The sequence below is a fragment of the Streptomyces sp. Y20 genome (genome assembly GCF_043195475.1).
Lineage (GTDB): Bacteria > Actinomycetota > Actinomycetes > Streptomycetales > Streptomycetaceae > Streptomyces.
Genome location: NZ_JBIDDP010000022.1, coordinates 40,630 through 63,049, shown reverse-complemented (window position 1 = coordinate 63,049; position 22,420 = coordinate 40,630). Strand labels below are relative to the sequence as shown.

Annotated in this window: 21 protein-coding genes; 17 read left to right on the top strand and 4 right to left on the bottom strand. The window is 72.2% G+C overall.

What is annotated here, in order from left to right; translation table 11 throughout:
- Nucleotides 1-115 precede the first annotated feature (115 nt).
- The 9 genes from ACGFT1_RS34865 (at nt 116) to ACGFT1_RS34825 (ending at nt 7,488) form a co-directional block, all read left to right on the top strand.
- Nucleotides 116-721 carry a riboflavin synthase gene (locus tag ACGFT1_RS34865; RefSeq protein ID WP_373912992.1) on the top strand — a complete coding sequence of 202 codons (606 nt, stop codon included), beginning with the start codon at nt 116-118 and terminating at the stop codon, nt 719-721.
- Entirely contained in the window at nt 718-1,359 is a 642-nt protein-coding gene (locus tag ACGFT1_RS34860; RefSeq protein ID WP_373912991.1) for a nicotinamide riboside transporter PnuC, read from the top strand. Before ACGFT1_RS34865 ends, ACGFT1_RS34860 begins: the two co-directional genes overlap by 4 nt.
- Entirely contained in the window at nt 1,356-2,657 is a 1,302-nt protein-coding gene (locus ACGFT1_RS34855) for a bifunctional 3,4-dihydroxy-2-butanone-4-phosphate synthase/GTP cyclohydrolase II (RefSeq protein WP_373912990.1), read from the top strand. The genes ACGFT1_RS34860 and ACGFT1_RS34855 overlap by 4 nt, the downstream gene beginning before the upstream one ends.
- 27 nt (nt 2,658-2,684) lie before the next feature.
- Complete coding sequence (gene ribH / locus ACGFT1_RS34850) at nt 2,685-3,170, top strand: 6,7-dimethyl-8-ribityllumazine synthase (protein WP_356824561.1); 486 nt, start codon at nt 2,685-2,687, stop codon at nt 3,168-3,170.
- Between the two features lie 34 nt (nt 3,171-3,204).
- Nucleotides 3,205-3,477: a phosphoribosyl-ATP diphosphatase gene (locus ACGFT1_RS34845; protein WP_059248197.1), complete on the top strand. Its 273-nt coding sequence runs from the start codon at nt 3,205-3,207 to the stop codon at nt 3,475-3,477.
- A 45-nt stretch (nt 3,478-3,522) separates the two neighbouring features.
- On the top strand, nt 3,523-4,371 hold the full coding sequence (gene hisG, locus ACGFT1_RS34840) for an ATP phosphoribosyltransferase (protein WP_373912989.1): 849 nt from the start codon (nt 3,523-3,525) through the stop codon (nt 4,369-4,371).
- 16 nt (nt 4,372-4,387) lie between these two features.
- Entirely contained in the window at nt 4,388-4,843 is a 456-nt protein-coding gene (locus ACGFT1_RS34835; protein ID WP_373912988.1) for a PH domain-containing protein, read from the top strand.
- A gap of 225 nt (nt 4,844-5,068) precedes the next feature.
- Entirely contained in the window at nt 5,069-6,403 is a 1,335-nt protein-coding gene (locus ACGFT1_RS34830; RefSeq protein ID WP_373912987.1) for a hemolysin family protein, read from the top strand.
- A complete protein-coding gene (locus tag ACGFT1_RS34825) occupies nt 6,400-7,488 on the top strand; it encodes a hemolysin family protein (RefSeq protein ID WP_373912986.1) in 1,089 nt (362 codons plus the stop codon). The genes ACGFT1_RS34830 and ACGFT1_RS34825 overlap by 4 nt, the downstream gene beginning before the upstream one ends.
- A 65-nt stretch (nt 7,489-7,553) precedes the next feature.
- Here ACGFT1_RS34825 and ACGFT1_RS34820 read toward each other — a convergent pair whose 3' ends face one another.
- Together ACGFT1_RS34820 and ACGFT1_RS34815 are read right to left on the bottom strand one after the other, a co-directional pair.
- A complete protein-coding gene (locus ACGFT1_RS34820) occupies nt 7,554-9,416 on the bottom strand; it encodes an AAA family ATPase (RefSeq protein WP_373912985.1) in 1,863 nt (620 codons plus the stop codon).
- 450 nt (nt 9,417-9,866) lie between these two features.
- A complete protein-coding gene (locus ACGFT1_RS34815; RefSeq protein WP_373913023.1) occupies nt 9,867-10,466 on the bottom strand; it encodes a uridine kinase in 600 nt (199 codons plus the stop codon).
- Nucleotides 10,467-10,678: 212 nt separating this feature from the next.
- Between ACGFT1_RS34815 and ACGFT1_RS34810 the strand changes: the two genes are divergently transcribed.
- The 5 genes from ACGFT1_RS34810 (at nt 10,679) to ACGFT1_RS34790 (ending at nt 15,795) form a co-directional block, all read left to right on the top strand.
- On the top strand, nt 10,679-11,635 hold the full coding sequence (locus ACGFT1_RS34810; protein WP_373912984.1) for a hypothetical protein: 957 nt from the start codon (nt 10,679-10,681) through the stop codon (nt 11,633-11,635).
- Nucleotides 11,636-11,704: 69 nt separating this feature from the next.
- Nucleotides 11,705-13,231, top strand: a complete 1,527-nt coding sequence (locus ACGFT1_RS34805; RefSeq protein WP_373913022.1) for an amino acid permease — start codon at nt 11,705-11,707, stop codon at nt 13,229-13,231.
- A 228-nt stretch (nt 13,232-13,459) separates the two neighbouring features.
- Nucleotides 13,460-14,824, top strand: a complete 1,365-nt coding sequence (locus tag ACGFT1_RS34800) for a peptidase C39 family protein (RefSeq protein WP_373912983.1) — start codon at nt 13,460-13,462, stop codon at nt 14,822-14,824.
- Nucleotides 14,825-14,927: 103 nt separating this feature from the next.
- Nucleotides 14,928-15,068, top strand: a complete 141-nt coding sequence (locus tag ACGFT1_RS34795; protein ID WP_361987606.1) for an SCO1431 family membrane protein — start codon at nt 14,928-14,930, stop codon at nt 15,066-15,068.
- A gap of 73 nt (nt 15,069-15,141) precedes the next feature.
- Nucleotides 15,142-15,795 carry a TetR/AcrR family transcriptional regulator gene (locus tag ACGFT1_RS34790; RefSeq protein WP_373912982.1) on the top strand — a complete coding sequence of 218 codons (654 nt, stop codon included), beginning with the start codon at nt 15,142-15,144 and terminating at the stop codon, nt 15,793-15,795.
- 80 nt (nt 15,796-15,875) lie between these two features.
- Here the strand turns inward: ACGFT1_RS34790 and ACGFT1_RS34785 are convergent, their stop codons facing one another.
- Nucleotides 15,876-17,108, bottom strand: a complete 1,233-nt coding sequence (locus ACGFT1_RS34785; RefSeq protein WP_373912981.1) for a glycoside hydrolase family 18 protein — start codon at nt 17,106-17,108, stop codon at nt 15,876-15,878.
- 332 nt (nt 17,109-17,440) lie between these two features.
- Between ACGFT1_RS34785 and ACGFT1_RS34780 the strand changes: the two genes are divergently transcribed.
- Nucleotides 17,441-18,613: an acyl-CoA dehydrogenase family protein gene (locus tag ACGFT1_RS34780; RefSeq protein WP_373912980.1), complete on the top strand. Its 1,173-nt coding sequence runs from the start codon at nt 17,441-17,443 to the stop codon at nt 18,611-18,613.
- 615 nt (nt 18,614-19,228) lie between these two features.
- Here the strand turns inward: ACGFT1_RS34780 and ACGFT1_RS34775 are convergent.
- Entirely contained in the window at nt 19,229-19,666 is a 438-nt protein-coding gene (locus ACGFT1_RS34775) for a hypothetical protein (protein ID WP_373912979.1), read from the bottom strand.
- A gap of 234 nt (nt 19,667-19,900) precedes the next feature.
- Between ACGFT1_RS34775 and ACGFT1_RS34770 the strand changes: the two genes are divergently transcribed.
- Together ACGFT1_RS34770 and ACGFT1_RS34765 are read left to right on the top strand one after the other, a co-directional pair.
- Entirely contained in the window at nt 19,901-20,341 is a 441-nt protein-coding gene (locus tag ACGFT1_RS34770) for an Lrp/AsnC family transcriptional regulator (protein WP_356824546.1), read from the top strand.
- 52 nt (nt 20,342-20,393) lie between these two features.
- A complete protein-coding gene (locus ACGFT1_RS34765) occupies nt 20,394-21,998 on the top strand; it encodes an amidohydrolase (protein WP_373912978.1) in 1,605 nt (534 codons plus the stop codon).
- The last annotated feature ends 422 nt before the right edge of the window (nt 21,999-22,420 follow it).

Here is a 22,420-nt window from a genome sequence, read left to right as displayed (position 1 = left end):
CGTCCGTCCGCGGACGCGTCCCCGTCGGCGACGCCCCCGGTGTGCTCACCCGTTGATTCTGTCGTTCGTCGACAGCCCCGGAGTCCGTGCCCGAAGAGGCAGGAGGACCCGGGAAGTGTTCACCGGAATCGTCGAAGAGCTGGGTGAGATCACCGCCGTCGAGAACCTCGGCGACGCGTCCCGCTTCCGGCTCCGCGGCCCCGTCGTGACCGAGGGGGCACAGCACGGCGACTCCATCGCCGTGAACGGGGTCTGCCTGACGGTCGTCGAGCACGAGGGCGACGAGTTCACCGCCGACGTCATGGCCGAGACCCTGAACCGCTCCAGCCTCGGCGCGCTCACCCCCGGCTCCCGCGTCAACCTCGAACGTCCCACCGCCGTCGGCGCCCGCCTCGGCGGGCACATCGTGCAGGGCCATGTGGACGGCACCGGCCGGATCCTGGCGCGCGAGCCCTCCGAGAACTGGGAGATCGTGAAGATCTCCCTCCCCGCGGACCTCTCCCGGTACGTCGTGGAGAAGGGCTCCATCACCGTCGACGGCATCAGCCTCACGGTCGTGGACGCCGGCTCCGACCACTTCACCGTGAGCCTCATCCCGACCACCCTCGCCCTGACCACGCTCGGCGTGAAGCAGCCGGGCGACCCGGTCAACCTCGAGGTCGACGTCATCGCCAAGTACGTGGAGCGGCTGCTCGCGGCCGGACAGGGGGCCGGCAAGTGAACTGGATGAACTCAGAGGCGTTCACCCTGTTCGGCCAGCACATCATCTGGTCGGACATGGTCGGCAACATCCTCGGCCTGATCACCCTCGCCCTCGGCTGGCGCCGCTCCCTGTGGACCTGGCCCGTGCAGTTCCTGTCCGGACTCGTCCTCTTCGCCGCCTTCTACGGCCATCTGACCGGCAGCGCCGGCAAGCAGGCCGTCGTCATGGCCGTCGCGCTGTACGGCTGGTGGCAGTGGCAGCGCAGCAAGGACCGGTCGGGGGACGGCCACATCGCACCCCGCTTCGCCACCTGGCGCGAGCGCGCGGCGATGCTGGCCGCCGCCGCCGGCGGCACGGTCGCGGTCGCGCTGTTCTTCAAGGCCCACCCCGACCTGTCCTGGGACCCGTGGCCCGACGCCTACATCTTCGTCGGCACCATCGTCGCCATGTACGCCCAGGCCAAGAGCATGGTCGAGTTCTGGTTCGCCTGGCTGCTCGTCGACCTCGTCGGCGTGCCCCTCAACTTCGCCAACGGCTACGGCTTCTCCGGCTTCGTCTACGTCATCTACGGCGCGCTCGTCCTGTGGGGCATGCGCGACTGGTGGCTGCGCTCCCGCAGGGCCGCGCAGCCCGTCCTGGAAGGAGCGCCGGCATGACCTCCGCACCACCGCTGTACGGCACCGACCCGATCGAGGACTTCGCACTCGACCCCGTCGAGCAGGCCGTCGCCGACATCGCCGCCGGCCGCCCGGTGGTCGTCGTGGACGACGAGGACCGGGAGAACGAGGGCGACCTCGTCATCGCCGCCGAGAAGGCCACCCCCGAGATCGTCGCGTTCATGATGAGCGAGTGCCGGGGCCTGATCTGCGCGCCCATGGAAGGCGAGGAACTGGACCGGCTGCGGCTGCCGCAGATGGTCGAGGACAACACCGAGTCGATGAAGACCGCGTTCACAGTCTCCGTGGACGCCTCCGCCGCTCACGGTGTGAGCACCGGCATCTCGGCCGCCGACCGCGCCACCACTCTCCAGCTCCTCGCCGGCGGGACGGCGCAGCCCACCGACTTCGTCCGCCCCGGCCACGTCTTCCCGCTGCGCGCGAGGCCCGGCGGTGTCCTGGTCCGAGACGGTCACACCGAGGCCGCCGTCGACCTCGCCCGGCTCGCCGGGCTGCGCCCCGCCGGCGCCATCGTGGAGATCGCCGGCGAGGACGGCCGCATGCTCCGGCTGCCCGAGCTGATCCCCTTCGCCCGCAAGCACGGTCTGACGATCATCTCCATCGCGGACCTGATCGCCTACCGGCGCGGCAGCGAGCCCACCGTCCGCCGCGAGGCCCGGACCCTGCTGCCCACCCGGCACGGCACGTTCACCGCCTACGGCTACCGGTCCACCGTCGACGGCGTCGAGCACGTCGCCCTGGTCCACGGCGAACCGGGCGACGGCGAGGACGTCCTGGTGCGCGTCCACTCCGAATGCCTCACCGGCGACGTCTTCGGCTCCCTGCGCTGCGACTGCGGCCCCCAGCTGGACACCGCCCTGCGACGCATCCAGGACGAGGGCCGGGGCATCGTCGTCTACCTGCGCGGACACGAGGGACGCGGCATCGGCCTGCTTTCCAAACTGCGCGCCTACGCGCTCCAGGAACAGGGCCACGACACCCTCGACGCCAACCTCGAACTCGGCCTGCCCGCCGACGCCCGCGACTACGGTGCCGGCGCGCAGATCCTCGCCGACCTCGGCGTACGCAGCGTCCGCCTGATGACCAACAATCCCGACAAGACCGAGGCGCTGCTGCGCCACGGCCTGAGGGTCACCGGCCGCGAGCCGATGCCCGTCCAGGCCGGCGAGCACAACCTCCGCTACCTGCGCACCAAGCGGGACCGGATGGGGCACGACCTGCCCTGGCTCGACACGCCCGCCGTGGCCGCTCCCGCGGCCACCTGCGGCGACCAGTAAGCAAGAAAGAAAGCACCGAGGAGAGACGTGAGCGGCAAGGGCGCACCGGAACTGTCCGTACGCAACGTGAGCGACCTGCGGGTCGCCGTCATCGCGGCACAGTGGCACGAGAAGGTGATGGACGGTCTGGTGAACGGCGCGCTGCGCGCCCTGCACGACCTGGGCATCGACGAGCCGACCCTGATCCGGGTCCCCGGCAGCTTCGAACTGCCGGTGGCCGCCAAGGTGCTCGCGGGCCGCGGCTACGACGCCGTGGTCGCCCTCGGCGTCGTCATCCGGGGCGGCACGCCGCACTTCGACTACGTGTGCCAGGGCGTCGCCCAGGGCCTCACCCAGGTGTCCGTCGAGACCGGCGTCCCCGTCGGCTTCGGCGTGCTCACCTGCGACACCGAGGAGCAGGCCCTGGACCGGGCCGGTATCGAGGGCTCGACCGAGGACAAGGGGCACGAGGCGGTGACGGCCGCGGTGGCGACGGCGGCCACACTCCGCTCGGTATCCGAACCCTGGCACTGAGGCACCGGGCGGACCACGTAGGGTGGGGGCCACCATGTCCAAGAAGACGTTCGAGCAGCTCTTCACCGAGTTGCAGCACAAGGCCGCCCACGGCGATCCCGCCACCTCCCGCACCGCCGAGCTGGTCGGCAAGGGCGTCCATGCCATCGGCAAGAAGGTCGTCGAGGAGGCCGCCGAGGTCTGGATGGCCGCCGAGTACGAGGGCAAGGAGGCGGCCGCCGAGGAGATCTCGCAGCTGCTCTACCACGTCCAGGTGATGATGGTCGCCCGGGGGATCTCCCTGGACGACGTCTACGCCCACCTCTGAGCCGTACCGCACCCCCGTAGAGAACGAGCAAAGGAAGCCGACCTCATGCTGCGCATCGCCGTCCCCAACAAGGGTTCCCTGTCCGGCCCTGCGGCGGAGATGCTGCATGAGGCCGGCTACCAGCAGCGCCGCGAGTCCAAGGAGCTGCGCATCGTCGACCCGGTCAACGAGGTCGAGTTCTTCTACCTCCGCCCCCGCGACATCGCGATCTACGTCTCCTCCGGCCGCCTCGACATCGGCATCACCGGCCGTGACCTGCTGGTCGACTCCGGCGCCGACGCCGAGGAGATCCTCCCCCTGGGCTTCGCCCGCTCCACCTTCCGCTTCGCCGCGAAGCCCGGCACCGCGGCCGGTATCGAGGACCTCAAGGGCCGCACGGTGGCCACCTCCTACGAGGGCATCGTCGCCCGGCACCTCACCGACAGCGGCATCGACGCCTCCGTCGTCCACCTGGACGGCGCCGTCGAGACCGCCGTCGAGCTGGGCGTCGCCGAGGTCATCGCCGACGTCGTCGAGACCGGCACCAGCCTGCGCAACGCGGGCCTGGAGGTCTTCGGCGAGCCGATCATGAAGTCGGAGGCGATCGTCGTGCGCCGCACCGGTGCCGACAGCGAGGAACCGAAGGTCCAGCAGTTCCTGCGCCGCCTGCAGGGCGTCCTGGTCGCGCGGACCTACGTGATGATGGACTACGACTGCCGGGTCGAGCAGCTGGAGAAGGCCGTGGCGCTCACCCCCGGCCTGGAGTCCCCAACCGTCTCCCCGCTGCACAACGAGGGCTGGGTCGCCGTGCGCGCCATGGTCCCCGCCAAGGAGGCGCAGCGGATCATGGACGACCTCTACGGCATCGGCGCCCGCGCTATCCTTACCACGGCCATTCACGCCTGCCGCCTGTAGGGGTACACGCACCGAGATGTCCGACCTCCCCGCTCTCCCCGTCACCTTCCGGCCGGGTCACACCCGGGCCATCCTGCTCACCGCCGGTGCCGTGATCTTCCTGGTGCTCTCCGGCGTCGCGATGCTCCTGGACCACATCGGCCCCGGTTCGCGGCTCAGCTTCGTCATCACCGGGGCGCTGATCTTCTGGGCCACGGCCCAGCTCGCCCGGATCAGGGTCGTCGCCGACGAGTCCGGCGTCACCGTGGTCAACATCGCGAGCAAGCGGCGCCTGGCCTGGGCGGAGATCCTCCGGGTGAACCTCCGACCGGGTGACCCCTGGGTGTTCCTCGACCTCAGCGACGGCACCAGCCTGCCCGCGCTCGGCATCCAGCCCGGTGTCGCCCGGCAGCGGGCCATCGCCGACGCGCGCACCCTCCGTGCCCTCACCGAGGCCCGCGCCACGGCCCGGGCGGCGGAGAATCGGGGCTGACTCGGGGCGGGATGAGGGACCGCTCCGGGTGCCGGCCCTGCCGCACCCGCCCCTATCTTGATTAATCTGGTGACGGAGGCCTTTCCGCCGTGCCTCCGCCCCCTGCGCGCCGCCCGGCACCCAGGGGTTCCTGCTACCCGAGGAGTGACTCCCTCCAGCGATGGACGGATCGTCCTGTAGTACCTGCGCCGCCCCGACCCGACACACCGGGAAGGCGGTGGCAGCGTGACCATCCCCCTGCTGCTCCTAGGAGCGGCGCTCCTGCTCATTGTGGCCAACGGCTTCTTCGTGGCGGCCGAGTTCGGTCTGGTGACCGTCGAACGCCCGGAAGCCGAGAAGGCCGCCGCCGACGGTGACCGACGCGCCCGTACGGTCGTGGAGTCGCTGAAGGAACTGTCCTTCCAGCTCTCCGGCACCCAGCTCGGCATCACCATCACCTCCCTGGTCGTCGGCATGCTCGCCGAACCGGCCCTGGCCGAGCTGCTGCACGGCCCGTTCGCCGCGATCGGCATCCCCGGGGGCGCCGTCTCCGGTGTCGCCGTGGTCGTCGGCATGCTGCTGGCCTCGGCGATCCAGATGGTGATCGGCGAGCTCGTGCCCAAGAACTGGGCCGTCTCCCGGCCGTTGCAGGTCGCCCGCTTCGTCGCCGGCCCCCAGCACCGCTTCGCCCTCCTGTTCCGCCCGGTGATCTCCGCGCTGAACACGGTCGCCAACCGGCTGGTCCGCGCCCTCGGCGTCGAACCCACCGAGGAGCTGGCCTCCGCCCGCACCCCCGGGGAACTCGTCTCCCTGGCCCGGCACTCCGCGCAGGCCGGTGCCCTGGAGCAGGACACGGCCGACCTGTTCGTGCGCACCCTGTCCCTGGGGGAGCTGACCGCGCAGCACGTCATGACCCCCCGCGTGCGGGTCAGCGCCCTCCAGGACTCGGCCACCGCCGAGGACGTCGTCAACCTCACCCGCGCCACCGGCCTGTCCCGCTTCCCCGTCTACCGGGAGAAGATCGACGAGGTCGTCGGCATGGCCCACCTCAAGGACGCCCTCGCGGTTCCGGCGGCCGATCGCCTGCGCACCCCGGTCGCCCGCATCGCCCGCAAGGCGCTCCTCGTCCCCGAGACCCTGCCCGTCCAGCCCCTCCTCACCCGGCTGCGCAGCGAGCAGCCCATCGCCGTCGTGGTCGACGAGTACGGCGGCACGGCCGGCGTGGTCACCCTGGAGGACATCGTCGAGGAACTGGTCGGCGAGGTCCGCGACGAGCACGACGGCCAGGACGTGCCCGAGCTGGCCCCCGCCCCGCCCGAGGACGGCAGGGCGGCCTGGGACGTCGACGGCAGCTGCCGGGTCGACGTGCTCCAGCGCATAGGCCTGGAGGTGCCCGAGGGGCCGTACGAGACCGTCGCCGGGCTGGTCGCCGACCTGCTCGGCCGGATCCCGGCCCCCGGTGACCGGGCCGAACTGCCCGGCTGGCGGCTCGCCGTCCGTCAGGTCGGCCACTACCGCGCCGAACGGGTCCGCGTGGTCAGAACGGCCCCGGCGGTCAACGTGATGGAGGCCGCCCGATGAGCGTCCTCCAACTGCTCTTCGCCGCGCTGCTCGTGCTCGCCAACGGCTTCTTCGTCGGCGCCGAGTTCGCGCTCGTCTCCGTCCGCCGCAGCCAGATCGAGCCTCTCGGCACGGCCCGCGCCCGCCAGGTGCTGTACGGCCTGGAGCGCCTGCCCCAGATGATGGCCGCCGCCCAGTTCGGCATCACCGTCTGCTCCCTGACCCTCGGTGCGGTCGCCGAACCCACGGTGGCGCACCTGCTGGAACCGCTGTTCGAGGGGATCCACCTCCCCGACGGCGTGATCCACCCCCTCGGTTACGTCATCGCCCTGGCCGCCGTGGTCTTCTTCCACCTCGTCATCGGCGAGATGGTGCCGAAGAACCTCGCGATGGCGGCGCCGGAGAAGGCGGCCCTCTGGCTCAGCCCGGGCCTCGTCTACTTCGCCCGTCTCTGCAAGCCGATCACCGCCGCTCTCGGCGCCTGCGCCCGGGGCATCCTGCGGCTGTTCCGGGTCGAGCCCAGGGACGAGGTGGAGGCGGTCGTCACCACCGAGCAGCTCAACCGCCTGCTGGAGGACTCCGGTCAGGCGGGTCTCCTCGACCCCGAGGAGCAGGAACGACTGGAGGACGCCCTGGAGTTGGGCTCCCGCCCGGTGACGGACGTCCTGCTGCGCCGTGAGTCCCTGGTCACGGTGACCCCTGCGGTCACGCCGGGCCGGATCGTGGAGCTGACCGCCCGCACGGGCTACTCCCGCTTCCCGGTCGCGGCGGCCGAGAAGGGCCCCTTCATGGGTTATGTACACGTCAAAGACGTGCTCGATCTGGAGGACTCGGCCCGGGCGGTGCCGCAGCACGTGTGGCGCCCGATGGCCACCCTCCGCGCCGAGCTGCCGCTCGACGACGCCCTCACGGTGATGCGCCGGGCGGCCACGCATCTGGCCCAGGTGGCGGACGCTTCCGGCAAGGTGCTCGGCCTGGTCGCCCTGGAGGACGTACTGGAGCTGCTGGTGGGCGAGGTCAGGGACCCGGCGCACCGCGAGCCGGCTGGCGTGCGGCTGACCGAGCCCCGGGTGAGCGGAGAGCCGGAGGGCGTGCTGACGACGTAGACCGCCGTCACGCGCGGGGCGCGGGGGTCGGTCGCACGACCACCGCGCCCCCCGGGACAGGCGCGCTAGGGAGCCGACGGGTCCTGCGGCCCCCGCCCCGACAGCACCTCTCCGTACGCCTGCATCAGATCGGGCAGCCGCAGCGTCGCCAGGTCCTGACGGGACAGGGCACCCGGGCAGACGGACAGCCTCAGGTCCCGGTACGCGCAGCTCTTCTCGTACAGCGTCCGCAGGAAGCGGCCGTTGCCCAGCTCGTCGATCCACCCCTGGCCGACCACGTGGCCGGCGATCGACCGCAGCTCCTCCAGCGCCTCCTCGTCCCACAGGTCCCCGTTCTCCGCCGCCAGCACCTTGCCGATCTCGGTGAGCTCCTGAGGCCGGTAGGAGGGGAAGTCCACCCGGGTGGTGAAGCGGGAGGAGAGCCCGGGGTTGGCGGCGAGCAGACGGTCCATGCCCTCCGGATAGCCGGCCAGGATCACCACCAGGTGGTCCCGGTTGTCCTCGGCCCGCTTCAGCAGCACCTGGAGCGCCTCGTCGCCGTACGCGTCCCCCTTGCCGTAGCCAGAGTTGGACAGCGAGTACGCCTCGTCCACGAACAGCACCCCGCCGATCGCGGAGTCGATCAGCTCATTGGCCTTCACGGCCGTCTGCCCGAGGTACTCGCCGACCAGGTCGGCCCGCTGGGCCTCCACCAGATGGTCGCCGCCGAGCAGACCCAGCGCGTAGAAGACCCGGCCCAGGATGCGGGCGACGGTGGTCTTGCCCGTACCGGACGGGCCGGAGAAGACGAAGTGCCGCTTCGGCGGTTGTACCGGCAGCCCCTGCCCGGCCCGCAGCCGGGCCATGTTCAGCTGTGCCGACAACGCTTTGACCTGGCGCTTCACCGGTTCGAGTCCGACCATGCGCTCCAGTTCGGCGAGTGCCTCCTCCAGTAACGCGGCGTCGGCCGGACCGGCCGGGACCGGCGGGCCGGACACCCCGCTCCTCACCCGCACGGAGGGGTCGGCCACCGACGGCAGCGGCCCGGTAGGCAGGTCGGGCTCCGGCAGCCGCAGGTCCCGGCCCTCCGCGCCGAACAACGGATCGAAGCCGTCCGGTCCGTCCACCGTGTCCAGTCCCGCGCCGGTCAGCGTGATCGCGGCGAGGTCGGACGCGTCGTCGTACCCGTCCCCCTCGGCGATCGCGGCGAGCCGGGCGGACGTGTCCATGAAGGCGGGATCGGCCCGGTGCACCGCCCGGTACAGCGGCAGCGCGGCGGCGCTGCGGCCGGTGCCCTCGTGGGCGCGCGCCAGCCAGTACCGCAGCTCCTTGCGCTGCGGCTGCTCGCTGCGGCAGCGCATCAGCGCCGCCGCCAGCAGCGGTTCGGCGTGGCCGTACATCTCCAGCCGGACCCGGGCCATGCCGCCGAACAGGCCGGCCTCGATGCCGAGCAGGGCGTCGCTCAGCAGCGGGTCGGTGTGCCGTATCAGCTGCTCCCAGTCCTTGACCAGGTAGGCGCGGCAGGCGTGCAGGAAGCGGACCTGCGCGTCGGTGTCGACCGGGGGCAGCCCGGCCAGGGCCCGGTCCAGCTCGGGTACGTGCCGTCCGTCCAGCCAGTGGGAGGCGTGCGCCAGCAGCAGGTCGCGCGGGCTCTCCAGCACCGGCTGCACCCACCAGCCCAGCCAGTACCAGGAGTTGAGGGACCGGCGGTGCCGGGCGCGCTGTTCCCCGAAGCGTTCGCGGTGCCGGAACATGCGCAGCAGCGCGGTCGTCGTGTCGACCCGGAGGGCGTGCAGCCCCAGCCAGGCGTCGGCCATGCCCGGGTCCATCCGCACCGCGGTGCGGAACTCCTCCTCCGCCTGCGGATAGGCGCCCATCGTGTAGGCGTCCACGCCCCGCAGCCAGGCAAGGTCGGCCGGGGCCTCGGGGCCCCGCGTGCCGAAGTCCATCACGTCCCCCCACAGACCGTGCCCCCGTGGTTCACCACCGGGCAGTCGCCCGACGGCCGCCGCGGTCCAACCGCTGGGCCGCGGACCGGAGTTGCCGATGCGCCAGACAGACGCGAAGGTCGCACCGAAGGCATCGTACCCGCGTGGTGACCGCGCGCCGAAGGGTGCCGCACCAGGCATTGCGCGAGGTGGGAGCAGACGGGGCGCACACGTTTCGGTGACCGTCTGTGAGCGGATCGGTGCGCGCGGCGGCCGGGGAGCGGGCCGCGGACACAACGAAGCCCCCGGTCACGGGGGAACAACCGGGGGCTTCGCGTCGGTGGGCGGCTCCGAAGGGCCGCACATGGAGAACGTAAGACCTGTACGGCCCATGGGTCAAGCATCGTCGGGGCACTCGCGGAAGTTGTCCGGCCTGACTCTTCACGACTTCACCACATCGCGGGGAGCTCCTCACGCTCTGTCACCTTCCGGTCCGCCGCAGGGGGCCGCGCCGGGTCCCGGCAGCACCTCGTACCCCTGCTGACTCCCCAGCACCAGCAGATCGGCATGGGGGCGTGAGGGGTCGGCGGCGAAGTGCGCACGCTCCGCCGCGACCCAGCCGTCCCAGAACTCCCGCTGCTCCGGTCCGTCCCGCAGCCGGCCGCGCCGCCAGGACTCCGTCGCGGGCAGCTCCATCCACAGCAACCGCGCCAGGTGCGGGCGCAGCGCCCGGCGGCCGGCGCCGACGCCCTCGACGAGGACCACGGGCGCGGGCGGCAGCGGGCGCGGGACGCCGAAGGCACGTGCCCGCCAGTCGTACGGCGTGTAGTACGCGCTCTCACCGCGGCCGAGGGGCTCGATCACCTGGGCCGTGAGCCGGTCCGTCCAGGCGAAGAGCCGCTCGTGGCTGGCGATGTCGTCCAGGTGGAGCACTGGAGCCCCGCCCAGCGCCAGGGCCAGCCGCGCGGCGAAGGTGGACTTGCCGGAGCCGGCGTGTCCGTCGACGCCGATCAGCCGGACCGGTCCGAGGGACGGGGGGAGCCCGCGCAGCCGGGCGGCGAGGTCCTGAATGGCGTTTCCCGGGGTGTGGAGCGGTGCGGACGTTTTCCGCGAAACAGTGTAGTCGCGTCTTGAACCATCGGCCGCCGGCCGGTCAATGGCGCCGATAAACGTCCCGAATCCCCTGACCGATATGTCGAATTCGGCGTTCCGGGTGTGCCCGACGCTGAGTAAGGTGCCTCCTGCGCAACGTGATGCGACGTACGGGGACCGGCAGGGGGGACATGGCCGCGGAGTTATTCGAAGGGCACTACGTATGGCATCCGGCGGCCGACGACCGGGTCCTGGCGAGCGTATGCGTCGATGTGCGCGCCGGACGTTATCGATACGCGCACGAGGCCCTCGCCGAGACGCGTTCCGACTTCGCCCTGCGGGCCCACCGCTCGCTTGTGCTCGCCTCCGAGGCGGCCGGCACCGACCTGGTCGAGCGCTGGCTCGCCGAGGAGCCGACACCGGAGGCGGCGCTGATGTGGGCCCGGGTGGCGGTGCAGCGCGCGCTGCGGGCCGCCGACGAGCGGGACGAGCGTGCCGAGAGACTGGAGCGCATAGCGCTGACCGCCTGCGACCGGGCCGCCGCCGACGCCCCCCGGGATCCCACCCCCTGGGTCGCCAGACTGTCGATGGCCCGGCTGCACCGGCTGCGCGACCCGGCCCCGCAGGGCCTGCTCACCGCGCCGCCCGGCCCCTGGCGGCTGTTCGCGCACATCCTCTCCCTCGACCCCTGGCACCGTGAGGCGCACCACCGCTTCCTGTCCTTCTTCTTCACACGCCACGGTGGCTCGGTCAACGCGGCCTGGGACGTGGCCGCCTTCCTCAGTCAGCGGGCACCAGCCGACTCCGCGCTGAGACTGCTGCCCCTGGTCGCCCTCGTGGAGAGCTACAACCCGACCCGGCTCCTCGCCGACCGGATCTGGGAGGAGCCCCAGTGGCGCTCCACCGCGCTCGCGGTCTACCAGAACTGGCTGCCCGCGCTGGCCGGCTACCGCTTCACCCCGGTGCTCGACCTGGCCTACCTCGCGCACGCGCTGGTGATGGCCCAGTGCGAGTTCGAGGCGCGGGCGGTGTTCACGGCCATGGGCCCGTACGCCTCACGCATGCCCTGGAGCGCCTTCGGTGACCCCGCCGAGCAGCTCTCCCGGGCCCGGCGCGCCTGCGGCCTGCCCGTTCCGGCGCCCGCCTGACCCGGGCTCGCCCCCTTGCCCCTCGTCCTCCTGCCCCATCGAGAGAAAGGCCGATCTGTGTCGGAACAGATGTCGACGCCCCGGGCGCGGACGCGCGCGGCGGAATCCGTCGTGCTCGACGACGACGCGACCCTGCACGCGATGGGTTATCCGCGGAAACTCACCCGGCGCTTCCAGGCGTTCGACAATTTCGCGATCTCTTTCACCATCATCAATATCCTCTCGGGCATTTTCTCGTCCTTCGGATTCGGTATGAACGCGGGCGGTCCCCGTATTCTCGTGTTCGGCTGGATCGGCGTCTCCGTCATGGTGCTGCTCATCGGCGCGGCCATGGCGGAAGTCGCCTCCGCCTTTCCGACGAGCGGGGCCCTGTACTTCTCGGCCGGTAAACTCGCCAAGCGGCACAAGGGTGCCTGGTCCTGGTTCACGGGCTGGCTGAACTTCGTGGGGCAGATCGGCGGCACCGCCGCCACCGGCTACGCGGCCGCCACCTTCATCCAGGTCTTCGTACAGCTTCAGTGGCCCTCGTACCGGCCGACCGCGCATCAGACGGTGCTGATCACGGCCCTGGTGATCGTTCTCCAGGGACTGGCGAACACCTACACCGTCCAGCTCGTCGCGTTGCTCAACCGTATTTCCGTGTGGTGGCTCCTCATCGGACTCGTCGTGATCGTGAGCGCACTCATCGTGATGCCCGACCAGCACCAGTCCGCGTCCTTCGTGACGCATTTCGAGAACAACACCGGGTTCACGAACGGCCTTTATGGCGGCATGCTGGGCCTGCTGGTCACCAGTTGGACCTTCACCGGGTTCGACGGCAGCTTCCACATGTCCGAGGAAACCGTCCGCGCGACGGTGAGCGCCCCCAAGGGGATCACCCGCGCCATCGCCTTTTCCGCGATCACCGGCCTGGTTCTGATGCTGGCACTGGTCTACAGCATCGGTGACTACGACACGGTGGCCGGTTCCGCCGCGCCGCCCGTCCAGATCCTCATCGACGGCCTCGGTCTCGGCGCCGCCAAGGTGATGCTCCTCATCGTCATCGGCGCCATGCTCTTCTGCGGTCTGGCCAACCTCACCAGCAACACCCGGCAGATCTTCGCCTTCTCGCGGGACGGCGCCATGCCCGGCTCCCGCTGGTGGCACTCGGTCTCGCCGCGCACCCGCACACCCGTGAAGGCCGTGTGGTTCGCGGTGGGCTCCTCGCTGGCCCTGGTGGTGCCGGGCTGGTGGTCGCACACGGCGTTCACCGCGATCGTCAGCGTCAACGTGGTCGGGCTCTTCCTCGCCTACGCCGTGCCGATCTTCCTGCGGCTGCGGCTCGGGGACGCCTTCCAGCCCGGGCCCTGGCACCTGGGCCGCTGGGGCAGGCCGATCGGCTGGCTCGCGGTGGTCTGGATCCTGCTCAGCAGCGTCCTGTTCATGCTGCCGCAGGCCTCGCCGATCACCGTCGACTCCTTCAACTACGCGCCGGTCGCGCTCGCCGTCGTCCTGCTGGTGGCCACGGTGTGGTGGTTCGCCACCGCCCGCCGCCGCTTCCAGGGCCCGGTCAGCTACGGTCGCCCCGACGAGGTCGCCGCGATGGACCTGGTCTGACCCGGCCGGCGGTACGGCCCCGGTGCACCCCCGCGCCGGGGCCGTCCCGCCGGGGCCGTCCCGCCGGGGCCGTCCCGGGCCCGCGGCGAACCCTTCCGGCGGACCAGACCAATGTTCCTGCCGCGGCATGCGCGCAAGTGCTGGCAGGGCGGTCCGGCCTGCCCCATAGTGGGCGCACAACCGTGCACCGGACCTGCCCGACTCGGACACCTGGGGGTCGTCGCGCCCATGAGCCAAGCCCAACAGCCGTCCCGCAGAACCGTCCTGGCCGTCGCCGTCGCCGCGGCGGTGACCGGTACGGCGGCCCCCGCGGCCGTCGCCGCACCGGCAGCCGCCGCCGACGCGCCCGGCCGGGCGCAACCCCGCCCGATCGACTACCGCGCCTGGACCACGTACACCGACTGGCGTTCCGGCACCGCCGAGGGCACCCGGGCCGTCTCCGGCCGGCGCCCCGGTGTGGTGATCGGCGCCCCCGCCGGCCGCACCGACTACACCGATCCGCACACCGGCATCACCGCCACCTGGGAGTACGCCACCTGGACCTCCCCGGTCCACCGCCTCACCACGCCCGCGACCGAGGCCGTCGCCTCCTGGAACGCGCACACCCCCGACGGCACCTGGCTCCAGGCCGAGCTCCAGGGCACCTACTCCGACGGCACCGGCACGCCCTGGTACGTGATGGGGCGCTGGGCGGCCGGCGACCAGGACATCAAACGGACGTCGGTGGACGGGCAGACCGACGGCAGGAGCAGCGTCTGGACCGACACGTTCGCCGTCGACGACGCGAGCACCGGGCTGCGCCTGGCGTCGTACCGGCTGCGGCTCACCCTCTACCGCCGGCCAGGCACGCGTCTCACCCCGACCGTCTGGCGGCTCGGCGCGATGGGCTCCGACGTCCCCGACCGCTTCACCGTCCCGGCCTCCACCCCCGGACTGGCCCAGGAACTGGCCGTCCCGCGCTACTCGCAGGAGATCCACAAGGGCCAGTACCCGGAGTACGACAACGGCGGCGAGGCCTGGTGCAGCCCCACCTCCTCGCAGATGATCATCGAGTACTGGGGCGGCCGGCTCACCCCCGAGCAGTTGTCCTGGGTCGACCCGTCCTACGCCGACCCGCAGGTGGACAACGCGGCCCGGGCCACCTACGACCACCAGTACCAGGGCTGCGGCAACTGGCCCTTCAACGCCGCCTACGCCGCCACCTTCGAGGGCATCCAGGCAGTGGTCACGCGGCTCGCCTCCCTCACCGACCTGGAAACGCTGATCGCGGCCGGCATCCCGGCCATAACGTCCCAGTCCTTCCTGAAGACCGAGCTGACCGGCGCCGGCTACGGCACCTCGGGGCACCTGATGACGGTGATCGGCTTCACCGCCGACGGCGACGTGATCGCCAACGACCCGGCCTCGCCGGACGACGAGGCGGTTCGGCGGGTCTATCTGCGCCGGGAGTTCGAGAACATCTGGCTGCGCACCAAGCGGTACAACGCCGCCGGCAAGGTCGTCTCCGGCACCGGCGGGGTCTGCTACCTCTACTTCCCGGCCCACCCGACCTCCCACCAGCGCAGGGCCCTCGCCGCGGTGGGGGTGCACTGAGGCGTGTGACCAAGCTCATGGCCGCACATACCGGCACGGGTGGCATGGTTGACGAAGGACGGGGAAGTCTCGCCCTTTCATCCGACCTCTGTGAGTAATCACCATGACCGCATTCCCGGCCACCGCCCCCCGTGCCGCCACCGGCGGCCCCAAGGAAGACGGCCCGGACATCGTCGAGCACGTCATGGGCTGGGTCCTCGTCGTGGTGTTCGCGATGCTCGTGACCCAGCTCGGACTGCTCTGACCGACCGGTCGCGGGTACGGCATGTTCTGACATACTGCGGGAGTCCCGCCGGCCGCCTAGACCAGGGTCGACCTTGAACTTGCCGCAGCAGCGTGCCACCACCCCGGTGCGCGGCACCGAGCGCTCCGAGACGCGTCGCGCCGAACTCATCGCCATCGGGCGGAAGTTGTTCTCCGACACGTCCTACGACGCCCTGTCCATGGACGACATCGCCCGGCAGGCGCGGGTCGCCAAGGGGCTCATCTACTACTACTTCCGCTCCAAGCGCGGCTATTACCTGGCGATCGTCCAGGACTCCGTCGCCGCCCTGGTCACCTCCGCGGCCGGCGGCGTCGGGCTGCCCGCCGTGGACCGTGTGCACCGCACCGTCGACGGCTATCTGCGCTACGCCGAGAGCCACCAGGCCGCCTACCGCACCATCGTCAGCGGCGGGGTCGGCTTCGACACCGAGGTGCACGCGATCCGGGACGGCGTGCGCGAGGTCATCGTCACCACCATCGCCGAAGGCGCCTACGGCCGCGGCGACATCCCCCCGGTGGCCCGGATGGGCCTGCTGGGCTGGGTGTGCAGCGTGGAGGGCGCCACCCTGGAGTGGATCGGCCGCCCCGGGCTGCCCCGGGACACGATGCGCGAGCTGCTGGTGCGGACGCTCGGCGGGACCCTGCGCGCCATCGAGGAGCTGGACCCCGCCTGTCCGGCCCCGCCCCCCGCCCGCCGGGACGGCTGACCCGGGGAAACGCCGGGAAACGGGACGGGAGCGGAGGCTCGTGGTCCGCCGCTCCCGCCCCGTTTCCCCCCGGTGCGGGTCTAGTTGATGGCGTTGATCAGCTCACCGTTCGCGGTGTCGCCGCTCAGCTCCCAGAAGAAGGTGCCGCCGAGCCCCTGCTGGTTCTTGTAGGTCATCTTCGTGGCGATGGTCGACGGGGTGTCGTAACTCCACCAGTCACTCCCGCACTTGGCGTACGCCGTGCCGGCCACCGTGCCCGTCGCGGGGCACTTGGACTTGAGTACCTTGTAGTCGTCGATGCCCTGCTCGTACGTTCCCGCCGCCGGGCCCGTGGCCGTACCGCCGGGCGCCGCCTGGGTGACCCCGGTCCAGCCGCGCCCGTAGAAGCCGATGCCGAGCAGCAGCTTCGAGGCCGGGATACCGAGGCCCCGGAGCTTGGCGATGGTCGCCGAGGTGTAGTAACCGGCCTTCGGGATGCCGGAGTAGGAGTTCAGCAGGGAGTGCGGGGCGGTCGGACCCTTCGCGTCCCAGGCGCCGAAGTAGTCGTACGTCATCGGGTTGTACCAGTCGACGTACTGGGCCGCGCCCCCGTAGTCCGCGGCGTCGATCTTGCCGCCGCTGGTGGCGTCAGCGGTGATCGCGGCGGTGACCAGGCCGCTGGAGCCGAACTTCGACCGCAGGGCGGCCATGACGTTCCTGAACGCGTCCCGGCCGCTGGTGTCGCAGGTGTTGCCGCAGGCGTTCGGGTACTCCCAGTCGATGTCGATCCCGTCGAAGACGCCCGCCCACTTGGAGTTCTTCACCAGGTCGTAGCAGGACTGGGCGAAGGCGGCCGGGTTCTTCGCGGCCTCGCCGAACCCGCTGGACCAGGTCCAGCCGCCGAAGGACCACAGGACCTTCAGGCCCGGGTGCTTCTTCTTCAGCTTCAGCAGCTGGTTGAAGTTGCCCCGCAGCGGCTGGTCCCAGGTGTCGGCGACGCCGTCGACGGACTCGGCGGCGGTATAGGCGCGGTCGGTGGCCGCGTAGGCGTCGCCCATCGCGCACTTGCCACCGGTGACGTTGCCGAAGGCGTAGTTGATGTGGGTGAGCTTCGCCGCGGAACCGGAGGTCTCGACGTTCTTGACGTAGTACTTGCGGTCGTAGGTGCCCCATTCGGTGAAGTAGCCGACGACCTTGGAGCCGGCCGTGGCCCGCGGGGCGCCCGGGGCCGCCGCGGTCGCGGTGCCCGAGCCGGCCAGCAGGCCCGCGCCGACGGCGGCGGTACACGCGGCCGAGACGAGTGCTCGCAGGACGCGGCGGTGGGGAGTGTGCATCGGGTGTCTCCTCGTGGGGGAAGAGGGGATCGCGCGCCGATTGGCATGAACGCGGTAAAGCGTTGGTCATGCACAGTAGGAGGACTAGACCAGTCGGGTCAATGGTTCGGACCAATTTCCGCCCCGGACGACCTCCCGGGAGGCGGCCCGAAGTAAGCGGTCGTTAACTGGTGACGGGAGGTCGCCGATCGGGCATACTCACAGCGCATGCCGCTGGTCAGCAGCTTCCGAGACCCGGGAGCGGGCGCCACCGGCCAGCGTGACGAACAGGCGGAGCCGCCCCCACCCCCGGGCCGGACCGCCGGTGCCCGAACAGGGAGGAGCCCGACGCCATGTCCGACCGCGACCCGCAGCCGGTGGAGCGTCAACTGCCCACGGACGAGGCGAGGGATCTGCTCGCCCTCGTCCGGGACATCGCCCGGCGTGAGATCGCCCCGCAGGCCGCGCGGGAGGAGGACGAGGGCCGCTTCCCGCGGGAGATCTTCACCCTGCTCTCCGAGTCCGGCCTGCTGGGCCTGCCGTACGCCGCCGAGTACGGCGGCGGCGACCAGCCCTACGAGGTCTACCTCCAGGTCCTGGAGGAGCTGGCCGCGGCCCGGCTCACCGTCGGCCTCGGCGTCAGCGTCCACACCCTCGCCTCCTATGCCCTCGCCGCGTACGGCGCCAAGCAGCAGCAGGTCGAGCACCTGCCCGCGATGCTCGGTGGCGGCCTGCTCGGGGCGTACTGCCTCTCCGAGCCGTCCTCCGGGTCCGACGCGGCCTCCCTGCGCACCAGGGCCGTCCGGGACGGCGACAGCTGGGTGCTCGACGGCACCAAGGCCTGGATCACGCACGGCGGCATCGCCGACTTCTACACCGTGATGGCCCGCACCGGCGAGGACGGCCCCCGCGGCATCACCGCCTTCCTCGTGCCCGGTGACGCTCCCGGTCTGAGCGGTGCCGCGCCCGAGAAGAAGATGGGCATGAAGGGCTCGCCCACCGCCCAGGTCCACTTCGACGGCGTCCGGGTCCCCGACGAGCGGCGGATCGGCGAGGAGGGCCAGGGCTTCGCCATCGCCCTGGCCGCCCTCGACTCCGGCCGGCTCGGCATCGCGGCGTGTGCGATCGGCCTCGCCCAGGCCGCGCTGGACGAGGCGGTCGGCTATGCCACGCAGCGCCGGCAGTTCGGCCGGCCCATCGCCGACTTCCAGGGCCTGCGCTTCATGGTCGCCGACATGGCCACCCAGATCGAGGCCGGCCGCGCGCTCTACCTCGCCGCGGCCCGCCTGCGCGACGCGGGCCGGCCGTTCGCCAAGCAGGCCGCCATGGCCAAGCTGCACTGCACGGACACGGCCATGAAGGTCACCACCGACGCCGTGCAGATCCTCGGCGGCTACGGCTACACCGCCGACTTCCCGGCCGAACGCTATATGCGCGAGGCCAAGGTCCTTCAGATCGTCGAGGGCACCAACCAGATCCAGCGCATGGTCATCGCCCGTCACGTGGCGGGACCCGAGGGTCGCTGAACTGCCCGCGCAGAACCGTCGGGGCCGCCAGCCTGGTCCACTCCGGGTCATGGCGGCCCGGCAGGGTCCGGCCCCGGTCGGCCCAGGTCCGCAGCAGATCGCGGTAGATGGGCGGGTCCTGCGACGCCGGTGACGGAACCGGTTCCGCGGGGCGCGGGACGAACACGCGGCGCTGATACCCGGTCGCCGAGTCCATGAGGCTCATACCCGGCCAACGCGGCGGCGGCCGGACAGGTCACCGCCCGGCGGATTCGGGCTTCAGTTCCCGCCCGTCCGGTTCCCCGTACCGCCGCGCGGGCCGGGGTGTCGGTGTGCCGGGATGCCGTGGCGGCGGCCGGCGCCCCGTGGAACACCGGCCCGGGCGGCCTGGGCACAGCCCCGGCACGGGGAGTGCCGCGCCCGCCGCGCCGCCCCGTGGCGCGGAGCCGTCATGCCACGCGCCGTCCGCCGCCGGGCGTACGCGGCGAAGACCGCGAAGACCGCGAAGACCGCGAAGCCGCCGTCCCGGCGGTCCCGGGCGCCCCGCTCCCCGCACCACGGCGGCCCAAGCGCCGTGCGCGGTGCGGGTGCGGGTGCGGGGGGACGGGCCGGACCGGGGGCCGGTGCCCGGGTGTGTCAGGCGGCCTCGCGGCGCATCGCCGGTACGCGCATCGGGCGCGAGCCCGGGCCCCCGACGTGCGAGAAGGGCTGCGTCCGCCAGTCCAGCCCCTGGGGGAGCGTCAGCAGGAGGGCCGTGTCCTGCTCCTGGGGCTCGCAGGACTCGTCCGCGGGGCGGGCGTCGGCCGCCGCGCGGCCCGTGCCCGCGCACACCGTCAGCCCGAACGGGTTCCACGGCGAGGCGCACAGCGCGTGCTCCGGCAGGACCTCCTCGTCCGCCAGCAGGGCGATCGGCTGCGCGCAGTCCGGGCAGATCACCCGGTACATCTCGAAGGTGTCGTAGGCGTCCAGTTCCTCGTCGAAGAGGTCGTCGGGTTCGACGCCCTCCGGCTCGGGCTCCAGGACCGGCTGCTGCCGTGCGGACGCGGAACGATCAGGGCGGCTGACACTCTGCATGGGTTTCTCCCCCTAAGACTGGGCCGTGACGGCACTGCGGTCTCGGCCACAGCAAGCACTTCCCGTCCCGTCCCGGCGGTAATCACGGGAACATCACGGAGCCCGCACCAGACGTGTGGCCTTGGTCACATGCCGGGCGCAGATGCCCGTCCCGGTACCTTTTCCGCCCCACAGGGAATGACCTGGACCTCCGAGGTATCCGAGGAGATCAGACGCACTGTAGGTTTTGGCGGCATGGAGGAGCTGGACCGTCAGATCGTGCAGCTGCTCGTCGTCGACGGGCGGATGAGCTACACAGACCTGGGCAAGGCCACGGGCCTGTCCACGTCGGCCGTGCACCAGCGGGTGCGCCGGCTGGAACAGCGTGGCGTCATCCGCGGCTACGCCGCGGTGGTCGACCCCGAGGCCGTCGGGCTGCCGCTCACCGCGTTCATCTCGGTGAAACCGTTCGACCCCAGCGCCCCCGACGACATCGCGGAGCGCCTCGCCGGCGTCCCCGAGATCGAGGCCTGCCACAGCGTCGCCGGCGACGAGAACTACATCCTCAAGGTGCGCGTCGCCACCCCGCACGAACTGGAGGAACTGCTGGCCCGGGTGCGCAGCCTCGCCGGCGTCTCCACCCGCACCACCGTGGTGCTTTCGACCCCCTACGAGGCGCGCGCCCCCAAGATCTGACCGGCCCGCCCCGGTGCCCGGTGAAGGCCGCGGACGCGAGAGACTGTGCGTCATGAGTGAGCAGTCCGCCGAGCCCCAGACCGTCCTCCTGCGCCGGGGGGAGGTGCACAGCCCCGCAGACCCCTTCGCCACCGCGATGGTCGTGGAGCGCGGCCAGGTTGCCTGGGTCGGTTCCGAGGGCGCCGCCGACGCCTTCGCCGACGGTGTGGACGAGGTGGTCGACCTCGACGGCGCCCTCGTCACCCCGGCCTTCACCGACGCCCATGTGCACACCACCGCCACGGGTCTCGCCCTGACCGGCCTGGACCTGTCCGGCGCCCCCTCCCTGGAGGCTGCCCTCGCCCGGATCCGCGAGTTCGCCGCCGCCCGCCCTGGTGACCGGGTCCTGCTGGGGCACGGCTGGGACGCCGCCCGCTGGCCCGGCGGACGCCCGCCGGCCCGTGCGGAGCTGGACGACGCGACCGGCGGACGCCCGTTGTACCTGTCCCGCATCGACGTGCACTCGGCGGTCGTCACCACCGCCCTGCTGGACCTGGTCCCCGGCGGCGTCCCCCGCGAGGACGCCCCGCTCACCGGGGACGCCCACCACGCCGTACGCGAGGCGGCCCTCGCCGCCGTCACCCCGGCCCAGCGTGCCGAGGCCCAGCGCACCGCCCTGGCCCACGCGGCCTCCCTGGGCATCGGCACCGTCCACGAGTGCGGCGGCCCGCGGATCTCCTCCGAGGACGACTTCACCGCCCTGCTGGAGCTCGCCGCCGGAATGGCGGGCCCCCGCGTGGTCGGCTACTGGGCGGAGCAGGACCCGGCGAAGGCCCGCGAGCTCGGCGCGGCCGGTGCCGCGGGCGACCTCTTCGCCGACGGCGCCCTCGGCTCGCACACCGCGTGCCTGCACGAGCCCTACGCCGACGCCGGCCACACCGGCACCGTCTACCTGGACGCCGACGCCGTCGCCGCCCACGTCCTGGGCTGCACGGAGGCCGGACTCCAGGCCGGGTTCCACGCCATCGGCGACGCCGCCGTGTCCGCCGTGGTCGACGGCGTGCGCGCCGCCGCCGAGAAGGCGGGCCTCGCCCGGATCCGCGCCGCCCGGCACCGCGTCGAGCACGCCGAGATGCTCACCCCCGAGACCATCGCCGGCTTCGCCGAGCTGGGCCTGATCGCCTCGGTCCAGCCCGCCTTCGACGCGCTGTGGGGCGGCGAGGACGGCATGTACGCCAGGCGGCTGGGCGCCGAGCGGGCCCGCACCCTCAATCCGTACGCCGGGCTGCTTCGCTCCGGCGTGCCGCTCGCGTTCGGCTCCGACAGCCCGGTCACCCCGCTCGACCCGTGGGGCACGGTCCGCGCCGCCGCCTTCCACCACACCCCCGAGCACCGGATCTCCGTCCGCGCCGCGTTCACCGCGCACACACGGGGCGGCTGGCGGGCCGTCGGCCGCGACGACGCCGGGGTGCTCGTCCCGGGCGCGCCCGCGGACTACGCCGTCTGGCGCACCGACGAGCTGATCGTCCAGGCCCCCGACGACCGGGTCGCCCGCTGGTCCACCGACCCGCGCTCCGGCACCCCCGGCCTGCCCGACCTCAGCCCCGGCCGCGACCTGCCGGTCTGCCTGCGCACCGTCGTGGGCGGCCGGACGGTGTTCGTACGGCCGGGCGAGTGATCTCCGGGGGTGGCGCGGCGGCTCCCGGCCGCCGCGGGCCCGCCGCCCCACCTGCGCATCCTCCTCGCCGACCGGACCGTGTCAGCGGTCTTCGCAGGTCAGGCGGCTGTTGACAGTCAGCGGCGGGGGGCCGGTAGGTTCGGCCTAGTCCACCACCGGACGCCCGACCGAGGAGCGTTCAGACACCTGTCGCAGCGCCGCTGGGTCAGGGACGGTGTGCCGTACCGGGCACCGTCGCTGGGAGCCAGGCTCAGCGCCCGCGCCGACGGGGGAACGGCCGGCTGGTCGGCCAGGTGTGACCCGGGTGGGGCCCGGGCGCTCAGTAGACAACGGCTTTCGGTCGATCCGCAGCCAGCGGGTCCCAGGTCGGCCCGAAGGGCGCCGGGCCCCCATCCGCCGTGCCACGGAGGCGGCGCGGACGT